The organism is Micromonospora sp. WMMD1155 (assembly GCF_029581275.1).
Taxonomy (GTDB): domain Bacteria; phylum Actinomycetota; class Actinomycetes; order Mycobacteriales; family Micromonosporaceae; genus Micromonospora.
Genome location: NZ_CP120742.1, coordinates 3,977,667 through 3,996,119 on the forward strand (window position 1 = coordinate 3,977,667; position 18,453 = coordinate 3,996,119).

General features: G+C 70.6%; 24 protein-coding genes. 10 read left to right on the forward strand and 14 right to left on the reverse strand.

What is annotated here, in order from left to right; all coding sequences use genetic code 11:
- Position 1: 1 nt before the first annotated feature.
- A complete protein-coding gene (locus O7617_RS18220; protein WP_278147686.1) occupies positions 2–1,048 on the reverse strand; it encodes a sugar ABC transporter permease in 1,047 nt (348 codons plus the stop codon).
- A 70-nt stretch (positions 1,049–1,118) separates the two neighbouring features.
- Positions 1,119–2,465, reverse strand: coding sequence for an ABC transporter substrate-binding protein (locus O7617_RS18225; protein ID WP_282256978.1), 1,347 nt, complete (start codon positions 2,463–2,465; stop codon positions 1,119–1,121).
- Between the two features lie 251 nt (positions 2,466–2,716).
- Here O7617_RS18225 and O7617_RS18230 point away from each other — a divergent pair, with 251 nt between their 5' ends.
- The gene (locus O7617_RS18230; RefSeq protein WP_282256979.1) at positions 2,717–3,490 is read left to right on the forward strand and encodes a peptidoglycan DD-metalloendopeptidase family protein; all 774 of its coding nucleotides are present in this window, start codon (positions 2,717–2,719) and stop codon (positions 3,488–3,490) included.
- A gap of 54 nt (positions 3,491–3,544) precedes the next feature.
- On the opposite strand, the gene O7617_RS18235 is transcribed toward O7617_RS18230, so the two are convergent.
- The 5 genes from O7617_RS18235 to O7617_RS18255 form a co-directional block, all read right to left on the reverse strand.
- Positions 3,545–4,039 carry a TspO/MBR family protein gene (locus O7617_RS18235; protein WP_282256980.1) on the reverse strand — a complete coding sequence of 165 codons (495 nt, stop codon included), beginning with the start codon at positions 4,037–4,039 and terminating at the stop codon, positions 3,545–3,547.
- 160 nt (positions 4,040–4,199) lie between these two features.
- Positions 4,200–4,343 carry a GPGG-motif small membrane protein gene (locus tag O7617_RS18240; protein WP_282256981.1) on the reverse strand — a complete coding sequence of 48 codons (144 nt, stop codon included), beginning with the start codon at positions 4,341–4,343 and terminating at the stop codon, positions 4,200–4,202.
- Positions 4,334–5,110, reverse strand: a complete 777-nt coding sequence (locus tag O7617_RS18245) for a metallophosphoesterase (protein ID WP_282256982.1) — start codon at positions 5,108–5,110, stop codon at positions 4,334–4,336. Before O7617_RS18245 ends, O7617_RS18240 begins: the two co-directional genes overlap by 10 nt.
- A gap of 10 nt (positions 5,111–5,120) precedes the next feature.
- Positions 5,121–5,396, reverse strand: a complete 276-nt coding sequence (locus tag O7617_RS18250) for a hypothetical protein (protein WP_282256983.1) — start codon at positions 5,394–5,396, stop codon at positions 5,121–5,123.
- Positions 5,393–5,977, reverse strand: coding sequence for a nucleotidyltransferase (locus tag O7617_RS18255; protein ID WP_282256984.1), 585 nt, complete (start codon positions 5,975–5,977; stop codon positions 5,393–5,395). The genes O7617_RS18250 and O7617_RS18255 overlap by 4 nt, the downstream gene beginning before the upstream one ends.
- A 164-nt stretch (positions 5,978–6,141) precedes the next feature.
- Between O7617_RS18255 and O7617_RS18260 the strand changes: the two genes are divergently transcribed.
- Complete coding sequence (locus O7617_RS18260; protein WP_282256985.1) at positions 6,142–6,828, forward strand: thymidylate kinase; 687 nt, start codon at positions 6,142–6,144, stop codon at positions 6,826–6,828.
- On the opposite strand, the gene O7617_RS18265 is transcribed toward O7617_RS18260, so the two are convergent.
- Positions 6,813–7,502, reverse strand: a complete 690-nt coding sequence (locus O7617_RS18265) for an SDR family NAD(P)-dependent oxidoreductase (RefSeq protein ID WP_282256986.1) — start codon at positions 7,500–7,502, stop codon at positions 6,813–6,815. The genes O7617_RS18260 and O7617_RS18265 overlap by 16 nt on opposite strands.
- A gap of 226 nt (positions 7,503–7,728) precedes the next feature.
- Between O7617_RS18265 and O7617_RS18270 the strand changes: the two genes are divergently transcribed.
- From O7617_RS18270 to O7617_RS18285, 4 genes are all read left to right on the forward strand, one after another.
- Complete coding sequence (locus O7617_RS18270; RefSeq protein ID WP_282256987.1) at positions 7,729–8,745, forward strand: NAD-dependent epimerase/dehydratase family protein; 1,017 nt, start codon at positions 7,729–7,731, stop codon at positions 8,743–8,745.
- A 76-nt stretch (positions 8,746–8,821) separates the two neighbouring features.
- Positions 8,822–9,736, forward strand: coding sequence for a MurR/RpiR family transcriptional regulator (locus O7617_RS18275; protein WP_282256988.1), 915 nt, complete (start codon positions 8,822–8,824; stop codon positions 9,734–9,736).
- Complete coding sequence (gene murQ / locus O7617_RS18280; RefSeq protein ID WP_282256989.1) at positions 9,733–10,689, forward strand: N-acetylmuramic acid 6-phosphate etherase; 957 nt, start codon at positions 9,733–9,735, stop codon at positions 10,687–10,689. Before O7617_RS18275 ends, murQ begins: the two co-directional genes overlap by 4 nt.
- Positions 10,690–11,072: 383 nt before the next feature.
- Positions 11,073–12,062 carry a sigma-70 family RNA polymerase sigma factor gene (locus O7617_RS18285; protein WP_088987946.1) on the forward strand — a complete coding sequence of 330 codons (990 nt, stop codon included), beginning with the start codon at positions 11,073–11,075 and terminating at the stop codon, positions 12,060–12,062.
- A gap of 70 nt (positions 12,063–12,132) precedes the next feature.
- Here the strand turns inward: O7617_RS18285 and O7617_RS18290 are convergent, their stop codons facing one another.
- Positions 12,133–13,110 (reverse strand): C40 family peptidase, encoded by a 978-nt coding sequence (locus O7617_RS18290; protein ID WP_282256990.1) that lies wholly within the window; start codon positions 13,108–13,110, stop codon positions 12,133–12,135.
- Between the two features lie 494 nt (positions 13,111–13,604).
- Here O7617_RS18290 and O7617_RS18295 point away from each other — a divergent pair, with 494 nt between their 5' ends.
- The gene (locus O7617_RS18295) at positions 13,605–14,126 is read left to right on the forward strand and encodes a DUF6232 family protein (RefSeq protein WP_282256991.1); all 522 of its coding nucleotides are present in this window, start codon (positions 13,605–13,607) and stop codon (positions 14,124–14,126) included.
- A gap of 48 nt (positions 14,127–14,174) precedes the next feature.
- Here the strand turns inward: O7617_RS18295 and O7617_RS18300 are convergent, their stop codons facing one another.
- Both O7617_RS18300 and O7617_RS18305 read right to left on the reverse strand, forming a co-directional pair.
- Entirely contained in the window at positions 14,175–14,504 is a 330-nt protein-coding gene (locus O7617_RS18300) for a DUF3817 domain-containing protein (RefSeq protein ID WP_282256992.1), read from the reverse strand.
- 25 nt (positions 14,505–14,529) lie between these two features.
- Positions 14,530–14,955, reverse strand: a complete 426-nt coding sequence (locus O7617_RS18305) for a hypothetical protein (RefSeq protein ID WP_282256993.1) — start codon at positions 14,953–14,955, stop codon at positions 14,530–14,532.
- 134 nt (positions 14,956–15,089) lie between these two features.
- Between O7617_RS18305 and O7617_RS18310 the strand changes: the two genes are divergently transcribed.
- The 3 genes from O7617_RS18310 to O7617_RS18320 are packed head-to-tail and all read left to right on the forward strand — an operon-like array spanning position 15,090 to position 16,353.
- The gene (locus O7617_RS18310) at positions 15,090–15,428 is read left to right on the forward strand and encodes a DUF6158 family protein (RefSeq protein ID WP_282256994.1); all 339 of its coding nucleotides are present in this window, start codon (positions 15,090–15,092) and stop codon (positions 15,426–15,428) included.
- Complete coding sequence (locus O7617_RS18315; protein ID WP_282256995.1) at positions 15,428–15,760, forward strand: hypothetical protein; 333 nt, start codon at positions 15,428–15,430, stop codon at positions 15,758–15,760. Before O7617_RS18310 ends, O7617_RS18315 begins: the two co-directional genes overlap by 1 nt.
- Before the next feature lie 53 nt (positions 15,761–15,813).
- Entirely contained in the window at positions 15,814–16,353 is a 540-nt protein-coding gene (locus O7617_RS18320) for a DUF1360 domain-containing protein (RefSeq protein WP_282256996.1), read from the forward strand.
- Positions 16,354–16,407: 54 nt separating this feature from the next.
- Here O7617_RS18320 and O7617_RS18325 read toward each other — a convergent pair whose 3' ends face one another.
- From O7617_RS18325 to O7617_RS18335, 3 genes are all read right to left on the reverse strand, one after another.
- The gene (locus O7617_RS18325; protein WP_282256997.1) at positions 16,408–16,602 is read right to left on the reverse strand and encodes a hypothetical protein; all 195 of its coding nucleotides are present in this window, start codon (positions 16,600–16,602) and stop codon (positions 16,408–16,410) included.
- A 60-nt stretch (positions 16,603–16,662) separates the two neighbouring features.
- Positions 16,663–16,887, reverse strand: coding sequence for a hypothetical protein (locus O7617_RS18330; RefSeq protein ID WP_282256998.1), 225 nt, complete (start codon positions 16,885–16,887; stop codon positions 16,663–16,665).
- 357 nt (positions 16,888–17,244) lie between these two features.
- Complete coding sequence (locus tag O7617_RS18335; RefSeq protein ID WP_282264781.1) at positions 17,245–18,339, reverse strand: 3-deoxy-7-phosphoheptulonate synthase; 1,095 nt, start codon at positions 18,337–18,339, stop codon at positions 17,245–17,247.
- Positions 18,340–18,453 lie beyond the last annotated feature (114 nt).

The window sequence follows — 18,453 nt, forward strand, 5'->3', positions numbered from 1 at the left end:
CTCAGCCCTCCCGCTGCTGACGGAGGTTGCGGATCTGGTAGATCACGACCGGGATGACCAGGATGAACAGGAAGACCGCGAGTGCGGAACCCTGCCCGTTCTGGCCGTACCGGAACGCCTGGTTGTACATCTCGCTGGCGATCACGCTGGTGTCGTAGTTGCCGTTGGTCGAGGTCCGGACGATGTCGAAGACCTTGAGCGTGGCGATCGTGAGGGTCACCACCACGACGATCAGCGCCGGCCGGATGCTCGGCATGGTGATCTGCCAGAACATCTGCCACGGGCTGACCCCGTCGAGGCGGGCGGCCTCCACGATGTCGCCGGGGATCGCCTTGATCGCGGCGGAGAGCACCACCATGGCGAAGCCGGCCTGGATCCAGACCATGATGACGATCAGCAGCAGCGTGTTCAGCGGTGATTCCAGCAGCCACTGCTTCGGCTCACCACCGAGACTGACCACGATCTGGTTGAGCAGACCGATCTGGTCGCCCTCGCCCCGGTAGGCGTAGACGAACTTCCAGATGATGCTGGCGCCGACGAAGGAGATGGCCATCGGCAGGAAGATCAGTGACTTGGCCACCGCCTCGAACCGGGCCTTGTCCACCATCACGGCGTAGAGCAGGCCGAACCCGGTCGCGACCAGCGGGACCAGGAGCACCCAGACCAGGGTGTTGATCAAGACTCGGACGATCGAGTCGTCGGAGAACATCCAGCCGTAGTTGCGCAGCCCCACCCAGTTGGTGCTGCTCCCGTCCATCAGAGAGAGCAGCATCGTGCGGATGGCCGGCACGACCAGGCCGATGAGGAGCAACAACAGCGTCGGCAGCAGGAAGAACAGGGCGAAGAGGCCCTCCCGCGGCTTGGTCCGGCGGGGGAGCGGAGCCCCACTCGCCGAGGCGGCGACGAGTTGCGCCTCCCGTCTCCGGGCGAACCAGGCCGGCACCACGTCGAGCAGCAGGAGCAGACCGCCCACCACCACCACGAAGGCGACCAGCCCGTACATCAGCATGAGGAGCTTCGGCTGCTCATCGGCGAAGTCGAACCCCATCAACCCTCCCTCTCGGGTCAACCTCGGCCGGTGGCCCGGCCCGCGAACGCGGGCCGGGCCACCGCCGGGATCACTTAGGCCAGCTGCTCTCGATGCCCTGGAGCACCGGGCCGGTCTGCTTGCCGTTCAGCCAGTCGACCATGCCCTTCCAGAACGTTCCCGCGCCGACGGCGGCCGGCATGAGGTCCGATCCGTCGAAGCGGAAGGTGCCGGTCTTGTCCTGCAGGATCTGGACGGAGAGCTTGTCGATCGGGCTGGCCACGTTGGCGATGTCCAGCTTGTTGTTCGCCGTGACCCAGTTGCCGAGCTTCGCCCGGCTGTTCACGTACTCCGCGGAGGCGAGGTAGGTCTGCACCGCCTGGACCTCGGGACGGTCGGCGTACGCGACGACGAACTCGCCGGCGCCCAGCACCGGCTTGCCCTTGGCCGGGTCGATGGCCGGGAAGTAGAAGGCGAACGCGTCGCCGTCCGCGGCCACCTTGGTGCCCTCGGGGAACTGGTTGGCGTAGAACGACGCCTGCCGGTGCATCGCGCACTTGCCGTTGGTCACCGGCACGCCCGCCTCCTGGAAGGAGGTGGTGGTGATGCTCTTGACGCCGCCGAAGCCGCCGTTGACGTACTTCTCGTTCTTGAGGATGCTGCCGGCGCGGTCGACCGCGTCGACGATCTTCGGGTCGTTGAACGGGATGCCGTGCGTGGTCCACTGGTCGTAGACCTCGGGGCCCTGCGTCCGCAGGATGACGTCCTCGATCCAGTCGGTGGCCGGCCAGCCGGTGGCGTCACCGGACTCGACGCCCACGCACCACGGCTTCATGCCGCTCGCGGCGATCGTGTCGCTCAGGGCGATGAGCTGATCCCAGGTGGTCGGGACCTCCCAGCCCTTCTCCTTGAACGTCTTCGGCGAGTACCAGACGAAGGACTTCACGTTGGCACCGAGGGGCACGCCGTAGAGCGTCCCGTTCACGGTGCCGTACTTCAGCCAGTCGGCCGGCATGTTCTGCTCGGCGAGGGCCTTGGTGTCGGCGCTCAGGGACTTCAGCTTGCCGGCGTCCGCGAACCGCTTCACGAGGCCGGGCTGCGGCACGAAAGCGATGTCGGGGGCGTTGCCACCGTCGACCCGGACGGGGAGCTGCGCTTCGAACTCGCCGCTGCCCTCGTACGCGATCTCGATGCCGGTGCAGTCGGTGAACTGCGACCAGGAACGCTCCAGCAGGTCGGCCTCGGCGTCACGGATGGACGCGTAGATCGAGACCTTCTTGCCGTCGTGACCCTCGTACTTCTCGTATGCCGCGCACTCCGCGGAGCCCGCGTTGCTGCTCTTCTTGTCGTCGCCGGTGCCGCAGGCGGTGGCGCTGAACGCCAGCCCGAGTACGCCGGCGATCACGAAGGCCTGGCGTGGTCTGGTGAAGACCGCCATGCCGTCCTCCTTCCTAGCCGGCGCGGTCTTTGCAGGTGACCCTCGCCGGTCCGATTGGCCGTGCCACACATGTAAGCGCTTGCATCCGGCGCGGTCCACCCCCAGTCAGACACGAGCGAGTAACAATCCGGAAACCTGCGGGCTGCCTGGTGGGCGCAGTTGCGGCCGGAATCCCGACCTCTTTCGAAGATTGACGATATCTGTCAGGCTGTAGCCACCTCATCGAAGGTTTTCGACATAGGAGGAGCTGTATGCGAAAGCGGTGGATCGGCCTGCTGGTGACGGGTCTGCTCGTCGGGGGCGTGTTGACGCCGGCGAGCCCGGCGCTGGCCGCACCGACCTTCAAGGTGCCCTTCCCGTGCGGTCAGTCCTGGTCCGGGCAGACCCGGACGGGCCACAGCCCGGCGAACGCCATCGACTTCAACCGCACCGACGACCTCGGCGACCCGGTCGTGGCCAGCGCCCCCGGCACCGTCGACCGGGTGACCGACCTGGGCGGCACCAGCTACGGCAAATATGTCCGAATCAACCACGGGGGCGGTTACAGCACGTACTACGCCCACCTGAACGGCTTCAACGTCTCGGTCGGCCAGACCGTCGGGTACGGCAAGGTGCTCGGCTGGGTCGGGAGCACCGGTGGCTCGACCGGCCCGCACCTGCACTACGAGCAGCGCCTCAACGGCGGCGACATCCAGGCGCGCTTCAACGGCACCCTCGCCCTCTACTGGGGCACCAAGACCTACACCAGCGACAACGGGTGCTCCTCGGGCAGCGGCAACGGCACCGTCGACACCAGCGGCACCCCGCTGACCGTCCGCTCCGGCCCCGGCACCGGGTACGCCTCGGTGGGCACCGTCGCCGACGGCACCCGGGTGACGATCGCCTGCCAGACCAGTGGCACCACGGTCACCGGCACGTACGGCACCAGCTCGATCTGGGACCGGATCGGCTCCGGCAGGTACATCGCCGACGCCTACGTGTACACCGGGCACGACGGCTACATCCCGGGCGTACCCCGCTGCTGACCGCGACCGGACGACGGTCTCCGGCGGGCGGACCGCCCGTCGGAGACCCCCGGATCAGGAGTTGAGTCGCCAGATCGACAGGTTCAGCGCGGCGGCGAAGGTGACCCAGGCCCAGTACGGCAGGAGCAGCGCGGCCGCGACCCGGGACACCCGGGCGAACAGCGCCACGGTGAGGCCGATCGCCGACCACATCACCACGATCTCGGCGAACGCCAGCCCGTACCGCCCCGCACCGAAGAACAGCGGGGTCCAGGCGGCGTTGAGCACCAGTTGGGCGGTCCACGCCCAGAGCGCCGGGGAGAAGCCGACCCGCCGCCACACCAGCCAACCGGCCACCGCGATCAGGGCGTACAGCAGCGACCAGACCGGGCCGAACAGCCACGAGGGCGGCGCCCACTCGGGCTGCCGCAGGCTCGCGTACTCGTCGGTGGTGCCCTGCACGCCCAGCCCGCCGATGGCAGCGGCGACGAAGACGGCCGCCGCGAAGCCGACGAGGGCCCACCACTGTCGCCGCCCGGAGGTCGTCGGAGCGTCCTGAGATGTCTCCATAATCAAGATGTTTCCGTGTGGGGCCGGCTCAAACCGCCCGGAAAAGAAGGCGCCGGGATCGCCGCAATCGGTGCTCCTGTCGGGAGGACGGAGCTCCGGTCGCGGCGACCCCGGCGGGTCCCGGTGTTATGACGTGCGCGCGTGTTACGACGTGTGCGCGTCAATTGAAGATGCTGACACCACCCGGGCCGACCAACAGCCCGACAACGATGAGGACGATGCCCCACAGGATCTGCCGGCGGAACAGCGCGAGGATGCCGGCGACCACGAGGATGACTGCGAGAATCCAGAGAATCAGCTCCATGACCTCTGACTACCCGACTGGCCGATCGGGGAAACCTGGTCCGTGTCGAGTTGATCGCCGACGTGGAAGACGCTGTACGCCTGCTTGATCACCGGGTGCGCGACGTTGCGCACGCGTACCCCACCGGGGGTCGTGCCGCGCTCGGTCCCGGCGTGCGCGTGCCCGTGCAGCGCCAGGGCCGTGGGGGCCGAGTCGATCGCCTGCCCCAACTGGTACGACCCCAGGAACGGGTAGATCTCCAGCGGTTCGCCGGCCAACGTGTCCGGTACCGGTGAGTAGTGCGTGAGGGCGACGAGCATGTCGCACTCCAGCGAACGGAGCGCCGCACCGAGGCTCTCGGCGCTCTCGTTGGTGGTCCGGACGAACGCCTTCATCTCCGGCTCGCCGAAGTCGCTCGCGCACCGCCCGGCGAACCCGCCACCGAAGCCCTTCACACCGGCGATGCCGAGCCGGCCGCCCGCGCAGTCCAGCACGACGCCGTTGCCCTCCAGGACGGTGATGCCCGCGTCCTCCAGCACCTTGACCACCTGTGGCACCTGGTCACACTGGTGGTCGTGGTTGCCGAGCACGGTCACGACCGGCACGGCCAGGCCACCGAACTCCTCCGCCACGCAGCGCGCCTCGGCCTCGGTGCCGTGCCGGGTCAGGTCACCGGCCAGCAGCAACACGTCGGCGCAGTCCGGTAGCTCCTCCAGCGCGGGGCGGAACCGACCGACCACGTCCTCGTCCAGATGTACGTCGCCCACGGCGGCGATCCGGATCACCATGGAACCTCCCTCAGGGCAGTTGCTCGATCTCCGTGGGCGCCTGGGCGCGGATCACTCCGATGTCACTGGTGACCGGCACGTCCGGGAAGCGCTCGGACACCCGGCGCAGGATCTCCTCCCGCCGGTGCGTGCTCTCCACCTCGCCGTAGAGCACGATGGCGCGTTCCCGCCGGACGACGGTGATCCCCTGCTCGGCGACGGAGGGGTCCTCGGCGAGGAGCCGTTGGATCTCCGCTTCGACGTACTCGTCGGGCGGCCCGGCGTCGATGTCGCGTTGGTGGGTCACGATGTCCCCTCTCCGGTCGGGCTGCCGGTGGCCGGCACCACCTCCAGCCGGTCCAGCAGCACCAGGAACGCCTCCGCGTACGGCGAGTGCTGCGTCTCCTTGCGTACCCGTTCCCAGTCGATCTGTTCCCGCAGCGATCGGGCCAACGGCAGGCCGCGGGCGAAGTCGCAGTAGTGCTGGGAGAAGCTGAGCAGCTTGTGCACCATCAGCTGGGTGGCGGACAGCACCGGCATGTGGATCGCGTCCACCGGCCGGACGACCGTCTCGGCGAACGTCTCCTCCGTCACCGGCGTCTCGATCGGGCGGTGGATCAGGTCCACCATCCGGTCGTCGTCGAAGACCTTCACCAGCCAGTCCTCCGGCGGACGCTCGGCCACGAACCCGGCGGCGACCAACGCCTCCAGGGCCTGCTCCACGTCGGCCTCCCGGATCAGGAAGTCGACGTCGTGGTCGCTGGAGTGGCCCCCGTGGGCGTAGACGGCGAAGCTGCCGCCCAGGGCGAACGGGATCTCGGACTGCTTGAGCACGGCGGCGACCTTCTTCAGGGTGTGCACCAGACTCTCGTCCCCGCGCTCAGCCATCTGGTTCTCCCGTCTTCGTATCGGTGGACCGGCGGTTGGATTTCGAACTCCGGTACCCGGCATTCCGGTCGGCCACACCTGCTGTCGTCGCGGTCGGGCGTCAACAGGGATGAACCTCCACAAACCACGCGGAGGAGGTGCGTGGGTCGGATAACCTGTGGAAGGTGGCCAGATCAACGGGGATGCGTCGACGCAAGGCCCGGTTGCGCACCGTCGCCCTGATCGGCATCGACGGCTCCGGCAAGACCACCCAGGCGCACCGGCTGGCCGACGCTTTGACCGCGGCCGGCCGCCCGGCGAAGTACCGCCGCAACGCCAGCGGCAGGCGTTGGCTCGCCCGTCTCGCCCACCGGCTCGGACGCCCGGACGCCCAGCGGCTCGTCGGGCGGGACGGGGTCCTGGCGGTGGAGTCCGTGCTGCGCTGGCTCGCCATCGCCGTAGCTCTGATCAGTTGCCTGCTCACCGGCCGGACAGCGGTGATGGACCGCTACTCGGCCTGTCAGTACGCGAGCATCCGCGCGAACGGCGGGCAACGCTGGGAGCGGCTGGCGCGGGCCGGTTACCGGCTCTTCCCGACGCCGCAGGTGACCTTCCTGCTCTCCGTGGACCCGGCGGAGGCGTACCGGCGGATCGAGGAACGCGGCACCGACCACGAGACGATGGGCTGGCTGACCGCCGCCGACACCGCCTACCGGACGCTCCCCGAATACCCCACCTTCGTGTTGGTGGACGCGGGCCGCCCGGCCGAGGAGGTGAGCGAGCAGATCCAGGCGCACCTGGAGACCTGGCTGCCGTCGTCCTCCACCGAGCCCCGGGACGCGGGCCCGTTGGCGGCTCAGGCCCGCCCGTAGACCGGCACGGTGGCGCCGCTCGTCGGAGCGGAGTCCGCCGAGGCGAGGAAGCGGATCACCGGGGCGATCTCCGCCGGGGTCACCCAGCGCGAGTGGTCGGCATCCGGCTGGGCGGCCCGGTTGGCCGGGGTGTCGATGACGCTGGGCAGCACGGTGTTGCAGCGCACCCCACGGTGCCGGTACTCCACCGCCACCGTGTTGGCGAAGGCCAGCACCGCCGCCTTGGCCGTCGCGTAGCCGGCCGCGCCGGCGAACGGGGCGACCGCCGCCCGCGCCGAGACGCAGACCACCGCGCCGTCACCGGCCGACATCAGGTGGGGTAGCGCGGCCTGGGTGACCAGGTAGGTCGGCCGCAGGTTGACGGCGAGCATCCGCTCGAAGTCCTCGACCGGCGTCTCGTGCACCAGGCCACCGCTGGCGTACCCGCCGACCAGGTTGACCACGGCCCGCAGTGGCGCCGCCGGTTCGCCGGCGGCGACCTCGACCGCCCGCGCGACGTCCGCCGGATCGCTCAGGTCCGCGACGAGTCGGACCACGTCCGCCGCCGGCTCCGATCCGGGCCGGGCCTTCCGCTCGGGTACGACCACCCGCCAGCCCGCCTCGACGAACGCGGAGACGACCGCCCCACCGAGCCCGCCGCTTCCGCCGGTAACCAGAACACTCCGCCCCACCATGCCCCCCACGCTAAACCCCACCCCCGCGCCCCTCCCCGCCCCCGCCCCTGCCCCGCCCCCGCCCCACGCCCCCCGCCCCACGCCCCCCGCCTCCCGCCTCCCGCCCCCGTTGATCATGACGTTGTCGCCATGACACGCCGACCTGAGTGGTGACAACGTCATGATCACGGTCTGCCGTGGGCAGATTGGTTGGGATCTTGGGCGGTCGGGGGCGCAGGATCGGCGGATGCGGATTCTGATTCTCGGTGGGACGCGGTTCCTCGGTCGGGCGGTGGCGCAGCTCGCCGTCGCGCAGGGGCACGACGTGACATGCGCCGCTCGTGGTGTCTCCGGCGCCGTCCCGGACGGGGTCCGGTTCGTGCCGGTCGACCGGGACGACCCCGACGCGCTGGTGCCGCTCGCCGGCGACGGCTTCGACGCCGTGGTCGACGTGACCCGACAGGTCAGCCATGCCCGGCACGCGCTCGCCGCGCTCGCCGATAAGGTCGGCCACTGGTCGTTCGTCTCGACGATCTCGGTGTACGCCGACAACACCACACCCGGTCAGGCCGCTGTCGACGCACCGGTGCTGGCGGCGGCCCCGCCGGACGTGGACGGGCCGGAGGGCCCGGACCACACCTGGTACGGCGAGTGCAAGGTGAGCATCGAGCAGGCGGTTCGGGAGCGGGTCGGCGTGGACCGGTCGTTCATCTGCCGGGCGGGGCTGATCGTCGGTGTCGAGGACCCGAGCGACCGCTTCCCGTACTGGGTGCGGCGGCTGGCGGCCGGTGGTGAGGTCCTCGCGCCCGGGCGTCCCACCGACCGGGTGCAGTTCGTGGACGTCGCCGACCTGGCGGGCTGGTTGCTGCACGCCGCCGGCACTCGCCTCGCTGGCACGTACGACGGCGTCGGGTCGGCGATGACCCGGGCCGATTTCCTGGCCGGGGTGGCCGCCGGGCTGGACGTGGCCGACCCCGCCCTGACCTGGGTGGATCAGGAGTTCCTGGCCGCCCACGACGTGCGCGAGTGGTCCGGGGAGCGGGCACTGCCGCTCTGGGTGCGACTGCCGGAGTCCGGTGGCCTGATGGCCCGCGACGCCCGACCGGCTCTGGCCGCCGGGTTGGCGGTCCGTCCGTTGTCCGACACCGTTCGGGCGACCGCGTCCTGGATGGCTGCACACCCGGCCGCCGTACGGCAGGGTGGTCTCGACCCGGCGGAGGAGGCGGCGATCCTGTGGGAGTGGCAGGCTGTGCGGGACCGGTGATCCCGGCAGTCGAACACTTTCCCCCACCCGGACAGTCGTAGTTGACGCTCACGCCTGGTGAAAGTAAGTTTCATCCGTGGCGAAGAGTCCGAAGATTTCTGCGAGTCAGGAGCCCGGTGGGCTGATCGTCCACATCAGCGGGCTGTTGCCGTCGTTGTCGCCCGCCGAGCAGCGGGTCGCCCGGCTGGTCGTGTCCGATCCGGCCGCCGCCGCCCGGCGGACCATCACCGACCTCGCCACCGCCGCGGAGACATCCGAGGCGACAGTCATCCGGTTCTGCCGTTCGGTGGGCATGGACGGTTACCCCCAACTGCGCATCCGCCTCGCCGCCGAGGCGGCCCGCCGGATCGAGCCGCCGGACGCCCGGGTGGTCGGCGGTGACATCCCGCCCGGCGCCGACCTCGCCCAGATCATCGCCACCATCGCGTTCAACGACGCCCGTGCCGTCGAGGAGACCGCCGAGCAACTCGATCCCGCCGTCTGCGAGCAGGTGGTCGAGGCGATCAGCGGCGCCGGTCGGATCGACATCTACGGTGCCGGCGCCAGTGGGTTCGTCGCCTCGGACTTCCAGCAGAAACTGCACCGGATCGGCCGGATCGCCTTCTACTTCCCGGACGTGCACACCGCGCTGACCTCGGCGGCCCTGCTCGGCCGGGGAGACGTGGCCATCGGCATCTCGCACACCGGCACCACCTCCGACGTGATCGAGGTGCTGGAGCAGGCCCGTACGCGGGGTGCCGTCACGGTGGGGCTGACCAACTTCCCCCGTTCGCCGATCACCGAGGTGGCGGACTTCGTGTTGACCACGGCGGCCCGTGAGACCACCTACCGCTCCGGCGCGACAGCCAGCCGGCTGGCCCAGCTCACCGTGGTCGACTGCCTCTTCGTCGGGGTGGCGGCCCGCAACCGCGCCCGGGCCCGGAAGGCACTCGAGGCGACCGCCGAGGCGGTCCAGTCGCACCGGGTGGGTGCCAACCGGAGGCGGGCATGACGGCCGGCGCGGTGGAGCCGGACAAGGACATGTCAGCGCCACCCGCCCGCCCGACGATCCGGGTGGGTGCCCCCACCGAGCGGCGCAACCCGCTCAGCGTCGACCTCGACCTGATGTCGACCCGGGACGTCCTCACCGTGATCAACGACGCGGACCGGCGGGTGCCGGCGGCGGTCGCCGCGGTGCTCGACGAGATCGCCGCCGCCGTCGACCTGGCGGTCGCGGCACTGCGCGGCGGTCACCGGGTGCACTACTTCGGCGCCGGCACCTCCGGCCGCCTCGGTGTGCTCGACGCGGCCGAACTCGCTCCCACCTTCAACTCGCCCCGGCACTGGTTCTGCGCCCACCTCGCCGGCGGCCCGGACGCCATGTGGCGGGCCGTGGAGGACGCCGAGGACGACGAGCGGGGCGGTGCGGTCGAGGCGGCCAGTTGTGTACGCGCCGGTGACCTGGCGGTCGGTCTGGCGGCCAGCGGGCGCACCCCGTACGTCCTCGGGGCGCTCGCCGCGGCCCGCGCCAAGGGTGCTTCGACGGTGCTGCTGTGCGCCAATCCGGAGGCCGAGGCCGCCCGGTCGGTCGACGTGTTCATCGGGGTGGACACCGGACCCGAGGTGGTCACCGGTTCGACCCGGATGAAGGCGGGCACGGCGCAGAAGTTGGTGCTCAACGCGTTCTCCACCGCCGTCATGGTGCGACTGGGGCGGGTCTACTCGAACCTCATGATCGATATGGTCGCCACCAACGCGAAGCTCCGTGGGCGAATGATCTCGATTCTGGTCGAGGCGACCGGCTGCTCCGAGCAGGTGTCCCAGCAGGCCCTCGTCGACGCCGACGGTGATCTGAAGACGGCGCTCGTCTCCCTGGTCTCCGGGGCCGAGGTCGACGCCGCCCGGGCCGCGCTGGCCCGATCCGCCCACCAGGTACGCGGCGCCCTCGCCCTGCTCGCCCGCTGACGCCGCCCTCAGGGGGCGGGAAGCGAAAGCGCCGGCGGATTGTTCACCTGGCCGGGGGGTAATAACACTCCCGATGGATGAACCGACCGGTCCGCCGCTGCGTATCTGCCAGTGACCAGGATCGCAGCGTGGTGGTGACCCGGGTCGCTGTGCCCCCGCGACTGGCGGTGTTGCCATGGTGCGGTAACCAGTCCTGTGGTGCCTGGCGGAGAGCCGCCCGGTGGGGTGCTGACAGCAAACATGGACCGTGCTCTCAGCTACTACTCAGGCATTCGTGACACTTTCGACTCACGAGACGGAATCCCCGACACGTCTCATCTGTTGTGTAGGTGTCAGCACCGCTGGGCACAGCAGAAGTTACCAGGGGTTGACGGACGTGGGGAATGGCAAGGAACCGGGCAACCGGCGCGAGCGAGGGGACCGTGGGCAACGTGGACAAGAACATCGGCATGCGAACCGACGAGGTTGCCGAGGAGCGCGACCTGGTCGGCGTCTACCTGCACGAGATCTCCCGGACGCCACTGCTGGACGCCGCCAAGGAGGTCGATCTCTCCAAGGCGATCGAGGCCGGCCTCTACGCCGAGCACCTGCTCGGTGAGGATGCCGTCCCCGCCGGTGTCGACCGGGCCGACCTGGAGTGGCTGGTCGTCGAGGGGGAGCGCGCGAAGGACCTCTTCATCCGCGCCAACCTCCGACTGGTCGTCTCGATCGCCCGCCGTTACGTGCGTTCGGGCATGCCCATGCTGGACCTGATCCAGGAGGGCAACACCGGCCTGGTCCGGGCGGTCGAGAAGTTCGACTACGAGCGTGGCTACAAGTTCTCCACCTACGCGACGTGGTGGATCCGCCAGGCGATCAGCCGGGCGATCGCCCAGCAGGAACGCACCGTCCGTCTGCCGGTGCACCTGGTGGAGGACGTCAACCGGATGCGCAACGTGGCCCGGCAGCTGACCCGTGAGTTGGGCAGTGACCCGGAGCCGGAGCAGATCGCGGCAGCGCTCGGCGTCACCGTCGAGCGGGTCAACGAGTTGCGCCGCTGGTCGCAGGACACCGTCTCGCTGGACACCCCGGTGGGCGACGACGGCGACACCAACCTCGGTGACCTGGTCGCCGACAGTGACGCGCCGTCGCCGGAGGACATCGTCCTCAGCGGTCTGGAGCGGCAGCGCATCGAGGGGTTGCTCAACCACCTCGACGACCGGTCCGCCGGCATCATGCGAGCCCGCTACGGGCTGGAGGACGGCCGGGAGCACTCGCTCACCGAGGTCGCTTCCCGGTTCTCGCTGTCCCGTGAGCGGATTCGACAGCTGGAGATCCAGGCGCTCGGCCGGCTGCGTGAGCTGGCCCGGGCGGAGGGGCTGCAGGCGGCCTGACCTGGTAGTAATGACGGCGAACGGCCGGCGTCCGATAGGGGGACGCCGGCCGTTCACCGTCTTCGACCGTCTAGCGGACCCGGCCGTACCCCTGGATGGGCATCATGTTCATGCCCCGCTTGAGCACGTTGCGGCCGGCGCTCGGGGCGTCGATCACCTGACCGTCGCCCACGTACAGGGCGACGTGCCCGAGCCCGCTGTAGAACACCAGGTCACCGGGGCGTAGATCACCCCGGCCGATGTGGGCGACCGCACTCCACTGCATCCGCGTGTTGTGCGGTAGCGACCGCCCGGCCGCCCGCCAGGCCGCCGAGGTGAGCCCGGAACAGTCGTAGCCGTTCGGCCCGTCGCCCGCCCACACGTACGGCTTGCCCAACGCGCCGAACGCGTAGCGCACCGCTGCGCCGGCGTCACCGGCCACCGCTGGCACGTTCTTGGCCTCGGCTGCCGCGGCCTTGGGCTCGGGTCGTTCGGTGGCCGCCCCGTACGCCTGCCGGCGCAGCTCGTACAGCCTGCTCAGATCCTGCTCGATCTGCTTCTTGGCCGCGGTGAGCTGACGGGCCTGCGCGGCCTGCCTGGTCAGCGTGGCGTCCAGCCGGGCCTTCTCGTCCAGCAGCCGTCGCTGGTCGGCCGTGTAACCGGAGATGCGCTCCTGCCGCTGACGGGTCAGATGGTCGAGCGTGCCGAGGCGGTCCAGCAGCGCGGTGGCGCCCTCGGAACCCAGCAGGGCGTCGGCGGTCCGCAGGCCGCCGCTCTTGTACGCGGTGCTGGCCAGCTCGGCCACGTCGGCCTGGCTCTGCTTGGCCTGCTGTTCCAGCGGGCCGATGCGGGCCTGTAATCGGGCCACCGCGGCCTCGTTGGTCTTGATCTCCTCACGCAACTTGTTGTACGACTCGACGACCCGCTCCAGCTCGGTCGAGGACGTCTCGATCCGGCGGGTCAGGTCGGCGGGGGACGGCTCGGCGCGGGCCACCGCCGTCGGGGCGATCAGCGCGGCCGACATGCCGGCCAGCGCGATGGTGCGCAGCAGGTTTCTCAGGGATGACAAGAGCGAAAGGCCCCTCTCCCACGGCCGCCGGGGCTGCTGACGCCCTCGGCGACACCGGCCGGGGCCATCCGGGCGGACGGCACTGGGCCGGACCGGCTCGCCCAACCTAACCCGGGACGGCTGTCGCTCGCAGTTGAAGCAGGGGCGAATGTTGGCGATGTGGCCCGGTCGTATCCCTGCGTCGGGTGGCGTCATCGTGACTGATGACGCGTGGAAAGGGGGGCGAACCGTCCCTTTGGCGAAGTATTGACGGATACACGACTTTCGTCGTTCCGGGCGTATGCCGCCGGATATCTGCTCGCCATAACCGATAAAACCTGAAATGGATGCTGTTTCTCGGCGATGTCGCCGCTTGGGGGAGCGGGTCGAGAGTCGACAAATACACAGGTCAGCTGGCGGTGCCGCAACACAATGAACGGAGTCGGGAATCCCGTCGACAGGTAGCGATGCCTGCCCGGATGCACCCCGGCCAACCGTCCCCCGCGGGAGGAACCGTGGAACGTGAAGGCGCAGGAACGCGGCCGCCGCGAACGGCGCCGGGCACCCGGTCGACCCTGCTGTACGCGCGGCCCGGCATCATCGTGACCGTCGACCGGTTCACCGCCGGCCGAACCAGCTACCAGGTGGCCGACCTGACCCACCTGCGTACCACCCGAGGCCCGCACGACCGGATCGCCGTCCGGGCCGTCGTCGTCACCGCCGGCATGCTCGGCGGTGTCGGGCTGCTGCTCGGCTTCACCGGTGGTCTGCACCGCCTGACCGCCGGGGCGTACCTCATCCTCGGCGCGGTGTTCCTGCTTCCGGCGGCCCTGGCGATGGTCGGGGATCGCTGGCGTCCACCGCCCTACGAGCTGTGGGGGTGGTACCGGGGAACCGAGGTGCTGTTGTTCAGCGCTGACGACGAGCGGCAGTTCGGCCAGGTCACGCGGGCGCTGCTGCGGGCCCGGGAGGTCAACCGGTACGGCGGGTGGGTCGACCCGCTCGCCTCGGCCGAACCGTGGCGGCCGAACCGTTGACCCGACGGCGGTGGGCCGGCGCGAAACCGGTGTCGGCCCACCGGCGGCTCAGCGGGCGACCGGCTCCGGCGTCCGCTGCTCCTGCGGCGCAGCCACCCAGGCGCTGACCCGGCGCTCGGCGTAGAACGAGACGAACGGCACGGTGCCCGCCAACATCACCAGCAGCATCCGCTTCAGCGGCCAGTCGGCTCGACGGCTCAGGTCGAACGCGGCGACCAGGTAGATCATGTAGAGGAAGCCGTGCGCCGGCCCCACCGTCTCCACCACCACCGGGTTGTCGAACACGTACTTCAATGGCATGCCGATCACGACCAGCAGGATCAGCACCACGCCCACGATCCAGGCGATCACGCGGTACCGGGTAAGGGCAGCGCCCACCTTCGTCCGTCCTTCCGAACCCGGCTCAGCCGGGATAGTCACCGGGCCGGGCGCCCGGATTGGCGTTCAACCATGACAGGTAGTGGTTGTACGCGGCCAGATCGGTGTCCTCGACGGCGTCGCCGCCGACGGGCATCCGGGCGACCCGCACCGGCCGGCGCACCGTCGGTCGGGAACCGGCGACCTCCGGTGCGATCTCGGAGTCCGTGTCCGCGTTCACCGGCGGCGCGTCGGCGTCCACCGCCCGACGGCGGGCAAGCTTCACCTCGCGCCACCAGACGTAGACCACGAAACCGGCGAAGATCGGCCACTCGACCGCGTACCCCCAGCTCAGGCTGTTGCCCGCGGCGGCCCGGCTGACCTGCCACCAGCCCAGCCCGAGGAAGCCCACGGTCAGCACGACCATGGCCATGTGGCGCGCGATCCACGCCGGGGTCCAGAGCCGCCTCATGGCATCGAGGGTACCGGGGGCGGCATCGGTCTCCGACACCGTGTCGTAGTTGCCGCGTCGCCGCCGTGGTTTGGCCGCACCACGCTTGGGCAATCGTCTAGACGCCAGCCCAAACGAGATCAAGGGGGGCGATCATGACCGGATCGGTAAGCCAGGACGGCTACGCGTCCAGCGGCAACACCGAGATGAGCCCGGAGCAACGGGTGCCCGAGTGGGGCGGCGACGACCTCGCCGACTCGGCCGGTGCCACGAGTCTCGACGGCGATCTGCCCGGCGTCGACCCGACGGAGTTGACCGACGAGGATCTGATCCGCGAGATGCACAGCCTGCACCGCACCCGCCTCGACACCCTGCGTCACGCGGCGGACTCGGCGCTCGCCAACCACCTGCGGCGGACCGCGGAACTCGAGACCGAATACCTGGCCCGCCACCCGGGCCGGGAGGTCGACCCCGGCCGCCTGCGGGACGCCTGATGCCGGCCCGCGCCGTACGCGGCGTGTCCGCACCGCCCGAGGTGGTCTTCAACACAGCCACCGACCCGGATCGCGCCTCGGCGTGGCTGCCGGAGGCGCTGCGCGGCGACGGAAGCCCCGCCGCCGAGATCGACGGCGAGAAACTGCGCGCCCGCTGGGGCGGCGGCGACGACTGGTCCGCCGAGCTCCGGGTGGAACCGGCCGACGCCGGTGGCGCCCGGATCCAGCTCGACCTGGCCGACGGGTCGGGGGAGCCCGGCCCGGACCAGTTGGCCGACGAGGCACTCACCAATCTGGCCCGCGAGGTCGCCGACAACCTCCAGGCCGGCTGAGCGGGCCACGCGGGACGCCGGTCCCGCACCACGTTGACAGGGGAGGAGAACGGGTGAGCGACACTGGCCTGCGAGAGAAGGCGACGCGGCTGCGGCGGGCGTACGCGCCGCACGAACACCGGCCGCTCGGCGGCTACCTGGCGGCGATGGGCGTCTACGCCGGGGTGACCGGGGCGCTCGCCGGTCTGGTCAAGGTGACCGGTCGGCCGGTGCCGGATCGTCCCGCCCCGTCCGACGTGGTGCTGCTCTCCATCGCCACCCACAAACTGAGCCGGCTGCTGTCCAAGGACGCGGTGACGAGCCCTCTGCGGGCGCCGTTCACCCGGTACGACCGTCCGATCGGCAGCGGTGAGGTGATGGAACAGGTCCGCGACTCGGGCAGCCCCACCCGGCACGCCATCGGCGAGCTGCTGAGCTGCCCGTTCTGCCTGGCTGTCTGGGTGGCCACCGGGCTGACCGGTGGCCTGGTGCTCGCGCCCCGGCTGACCCGGCTGGTGGCCACCGCGCTGACCGCGGTCGCCGCCTCCGACTTCCTCCAGATGGCGTACGCGACGGCGCAGCAGGCCGCCGAAGGCGGGCATGACGACGACTGACGAACAGTGACGGAAGGGGCCGGCACCGCCGGCCCCTTCCGTCTGTCGTACGTCTCAGCGCTGCATGCCGGACCAGCCGTGCGGCGACTCCGGCTCCCGCTCGTCCTCGTCCGCGCCGGTGATGATGTCCCGGTCCACCGCCGTCCTGTCGTGCTCGTTGGCGAAGTCCGGCTCGGGGGTGGTGTCCCTGCCCTTCGGCGGCTGACCCAGCGCCGGCACCTTCTCGTCGTGGTCCTCGTTGTCGGTCATGTCGGTGTCCCTTCTACGGAGCTGGCGAAGTCGCTCACGCAACGGACCGGGTGCCGTCGCTCACCCTACGGAGCCGCCCAGTAGGTCGCTGGCCTCGTCCACCGAGTACTCGCCCTCGGGCAGCGCGTCGACTCGGGCGAGCAGGTCCGCCGGAAGCCCGGCGGCCACCGCGTGGCGGTAAATTTCGCCCTGGTCGACCCGCTCCTGTGCTCGGAAGACGTCGTCGAGCAGGTCGTCGAGGGCCCGGGTGTCCGGCTCGCCGGCCACTGATGCGTCGTCGGTCACCTCGATCAGCTACCCGGGCCGGAATCGGTCAAACGTCGCGTCAACGGGGGCGCCTGCGCCGTCGCCGCGCCCGTGGCCGCCGTCGTCCGGGTCGTGCGGGGACGTCTGGGGTACGGCGGCCGCCTCCGGCCGGGCTCGCGGTACAGACAGCGCCGCCCCCGGCCTTGTGGGCCGGGGGCGGCGCTGGTGTCGGTGTGCAGGTCGCCTCTCGGCGAGTGGCACTGCGCGGCTCCAGCCGGACGGTATTCCGCGAAGGCTATTTAGGTGAGGCCCGGGGACACTGGACACACCGACACCCCAGTCAACCAGCCGACCCCCGCTCGTGTTCCGGACCCTGCGGTGTCGGCCGTCACAGCGTCAGACCGTCGTCGGCAGGGTGGCCCGTCGTGCCTGCACGGCCGAGGCCAGGTGTTCGAGCACCTCGGCGGTGTCGTCCCAGCCGAGGCAGGCGTCGGTGACCGAACGGCCGTACTCCAACTCCCGGGTCGGGTCGAGCTCCTGTCGGCCGGGCAGCAGGAACGACTCCAGCATCACGCCGGTGATCCCGCGCTGCCCGGCGGCCATCTGGGCGGACACGTCGGCGGCGACCTTCGGCTGGTTGCGGTGATCCTTGCCGCTGTTGGCGTGACTCGCGTCGATCACCAGGCGCTCCGGCAGCCCGGCCGCGCGGAGCAGGTCGATCGCGCCGGCGACGGACTCCGCGTCGTAGTTGGGTCGGCCGCCCCCGCCGCGCAGCACCAGGTGCCCGTCCGTGTTCCCTCGGGTGTGCATGATCGCCGGAGTGCCGGAGAAGTCGATACCGGGGAAGACGTGCGGCACCCCGGCGGCGCGGATCGCGTCCACGGCCGTGCCGATGCTGCCGTCGGGGCGGTTCTTCATGCCGATCGGCATGGACAGGCCGGAGGCGAGCTGCCTGTGCACCTGGCTCTCCACGGTGCGGGCGCCGATCGCGCCCCAGGCCACCGTGTCCGCGATGTACTGCGGCGTGATCGGGTCGAGGAACTCGCAACCCACCGGCAGGCCGAGGCGCAGCACGTCGAGCAGCAGCGACCGGGCCAGCCGCAGGCCGGTGTTGACGTCCCCGCTGCCGTCCAGACCGGGGTCGTTGATGAGGCCCTTCCAGCCGACCGTGGAACGGGGCTTCTCGAAGTAGACCCGCATCACGATCAGCAGGTCGTCGGAGAGCCGGTCGGCGGTGCCGCGTAGCCGCTCGGCGTATTCCAGGGCGGCGGCCGGATCGTGCACCGAGCAGGGGCCGACCACCACGAGCAGGCGGTCGTCCGCACGGTCCAGCACCCGGCCCACCGCCCGACGGCCGTCCAACACGGCCGAGGCGAGCGGTGCGTCCAGGGGTAACTCGTGGTGCAGCAGGGCGGGCGTGGTCAACGGCACGACGCGGTCGATCCGTTGATCGCTGACCCGATCGGTCTCCGGGGTCGTCACGGTGGGAATCCTTCCGCCGACCGCGCCCGGGGCCGGTGCCCGGGGAAGCCGGCTGCTCGTACGCAAAAGGGCAGGAACGAAAGCTCCTGCCCAGCCGGCTCGGTCCGTGGTGACGTCAGATCA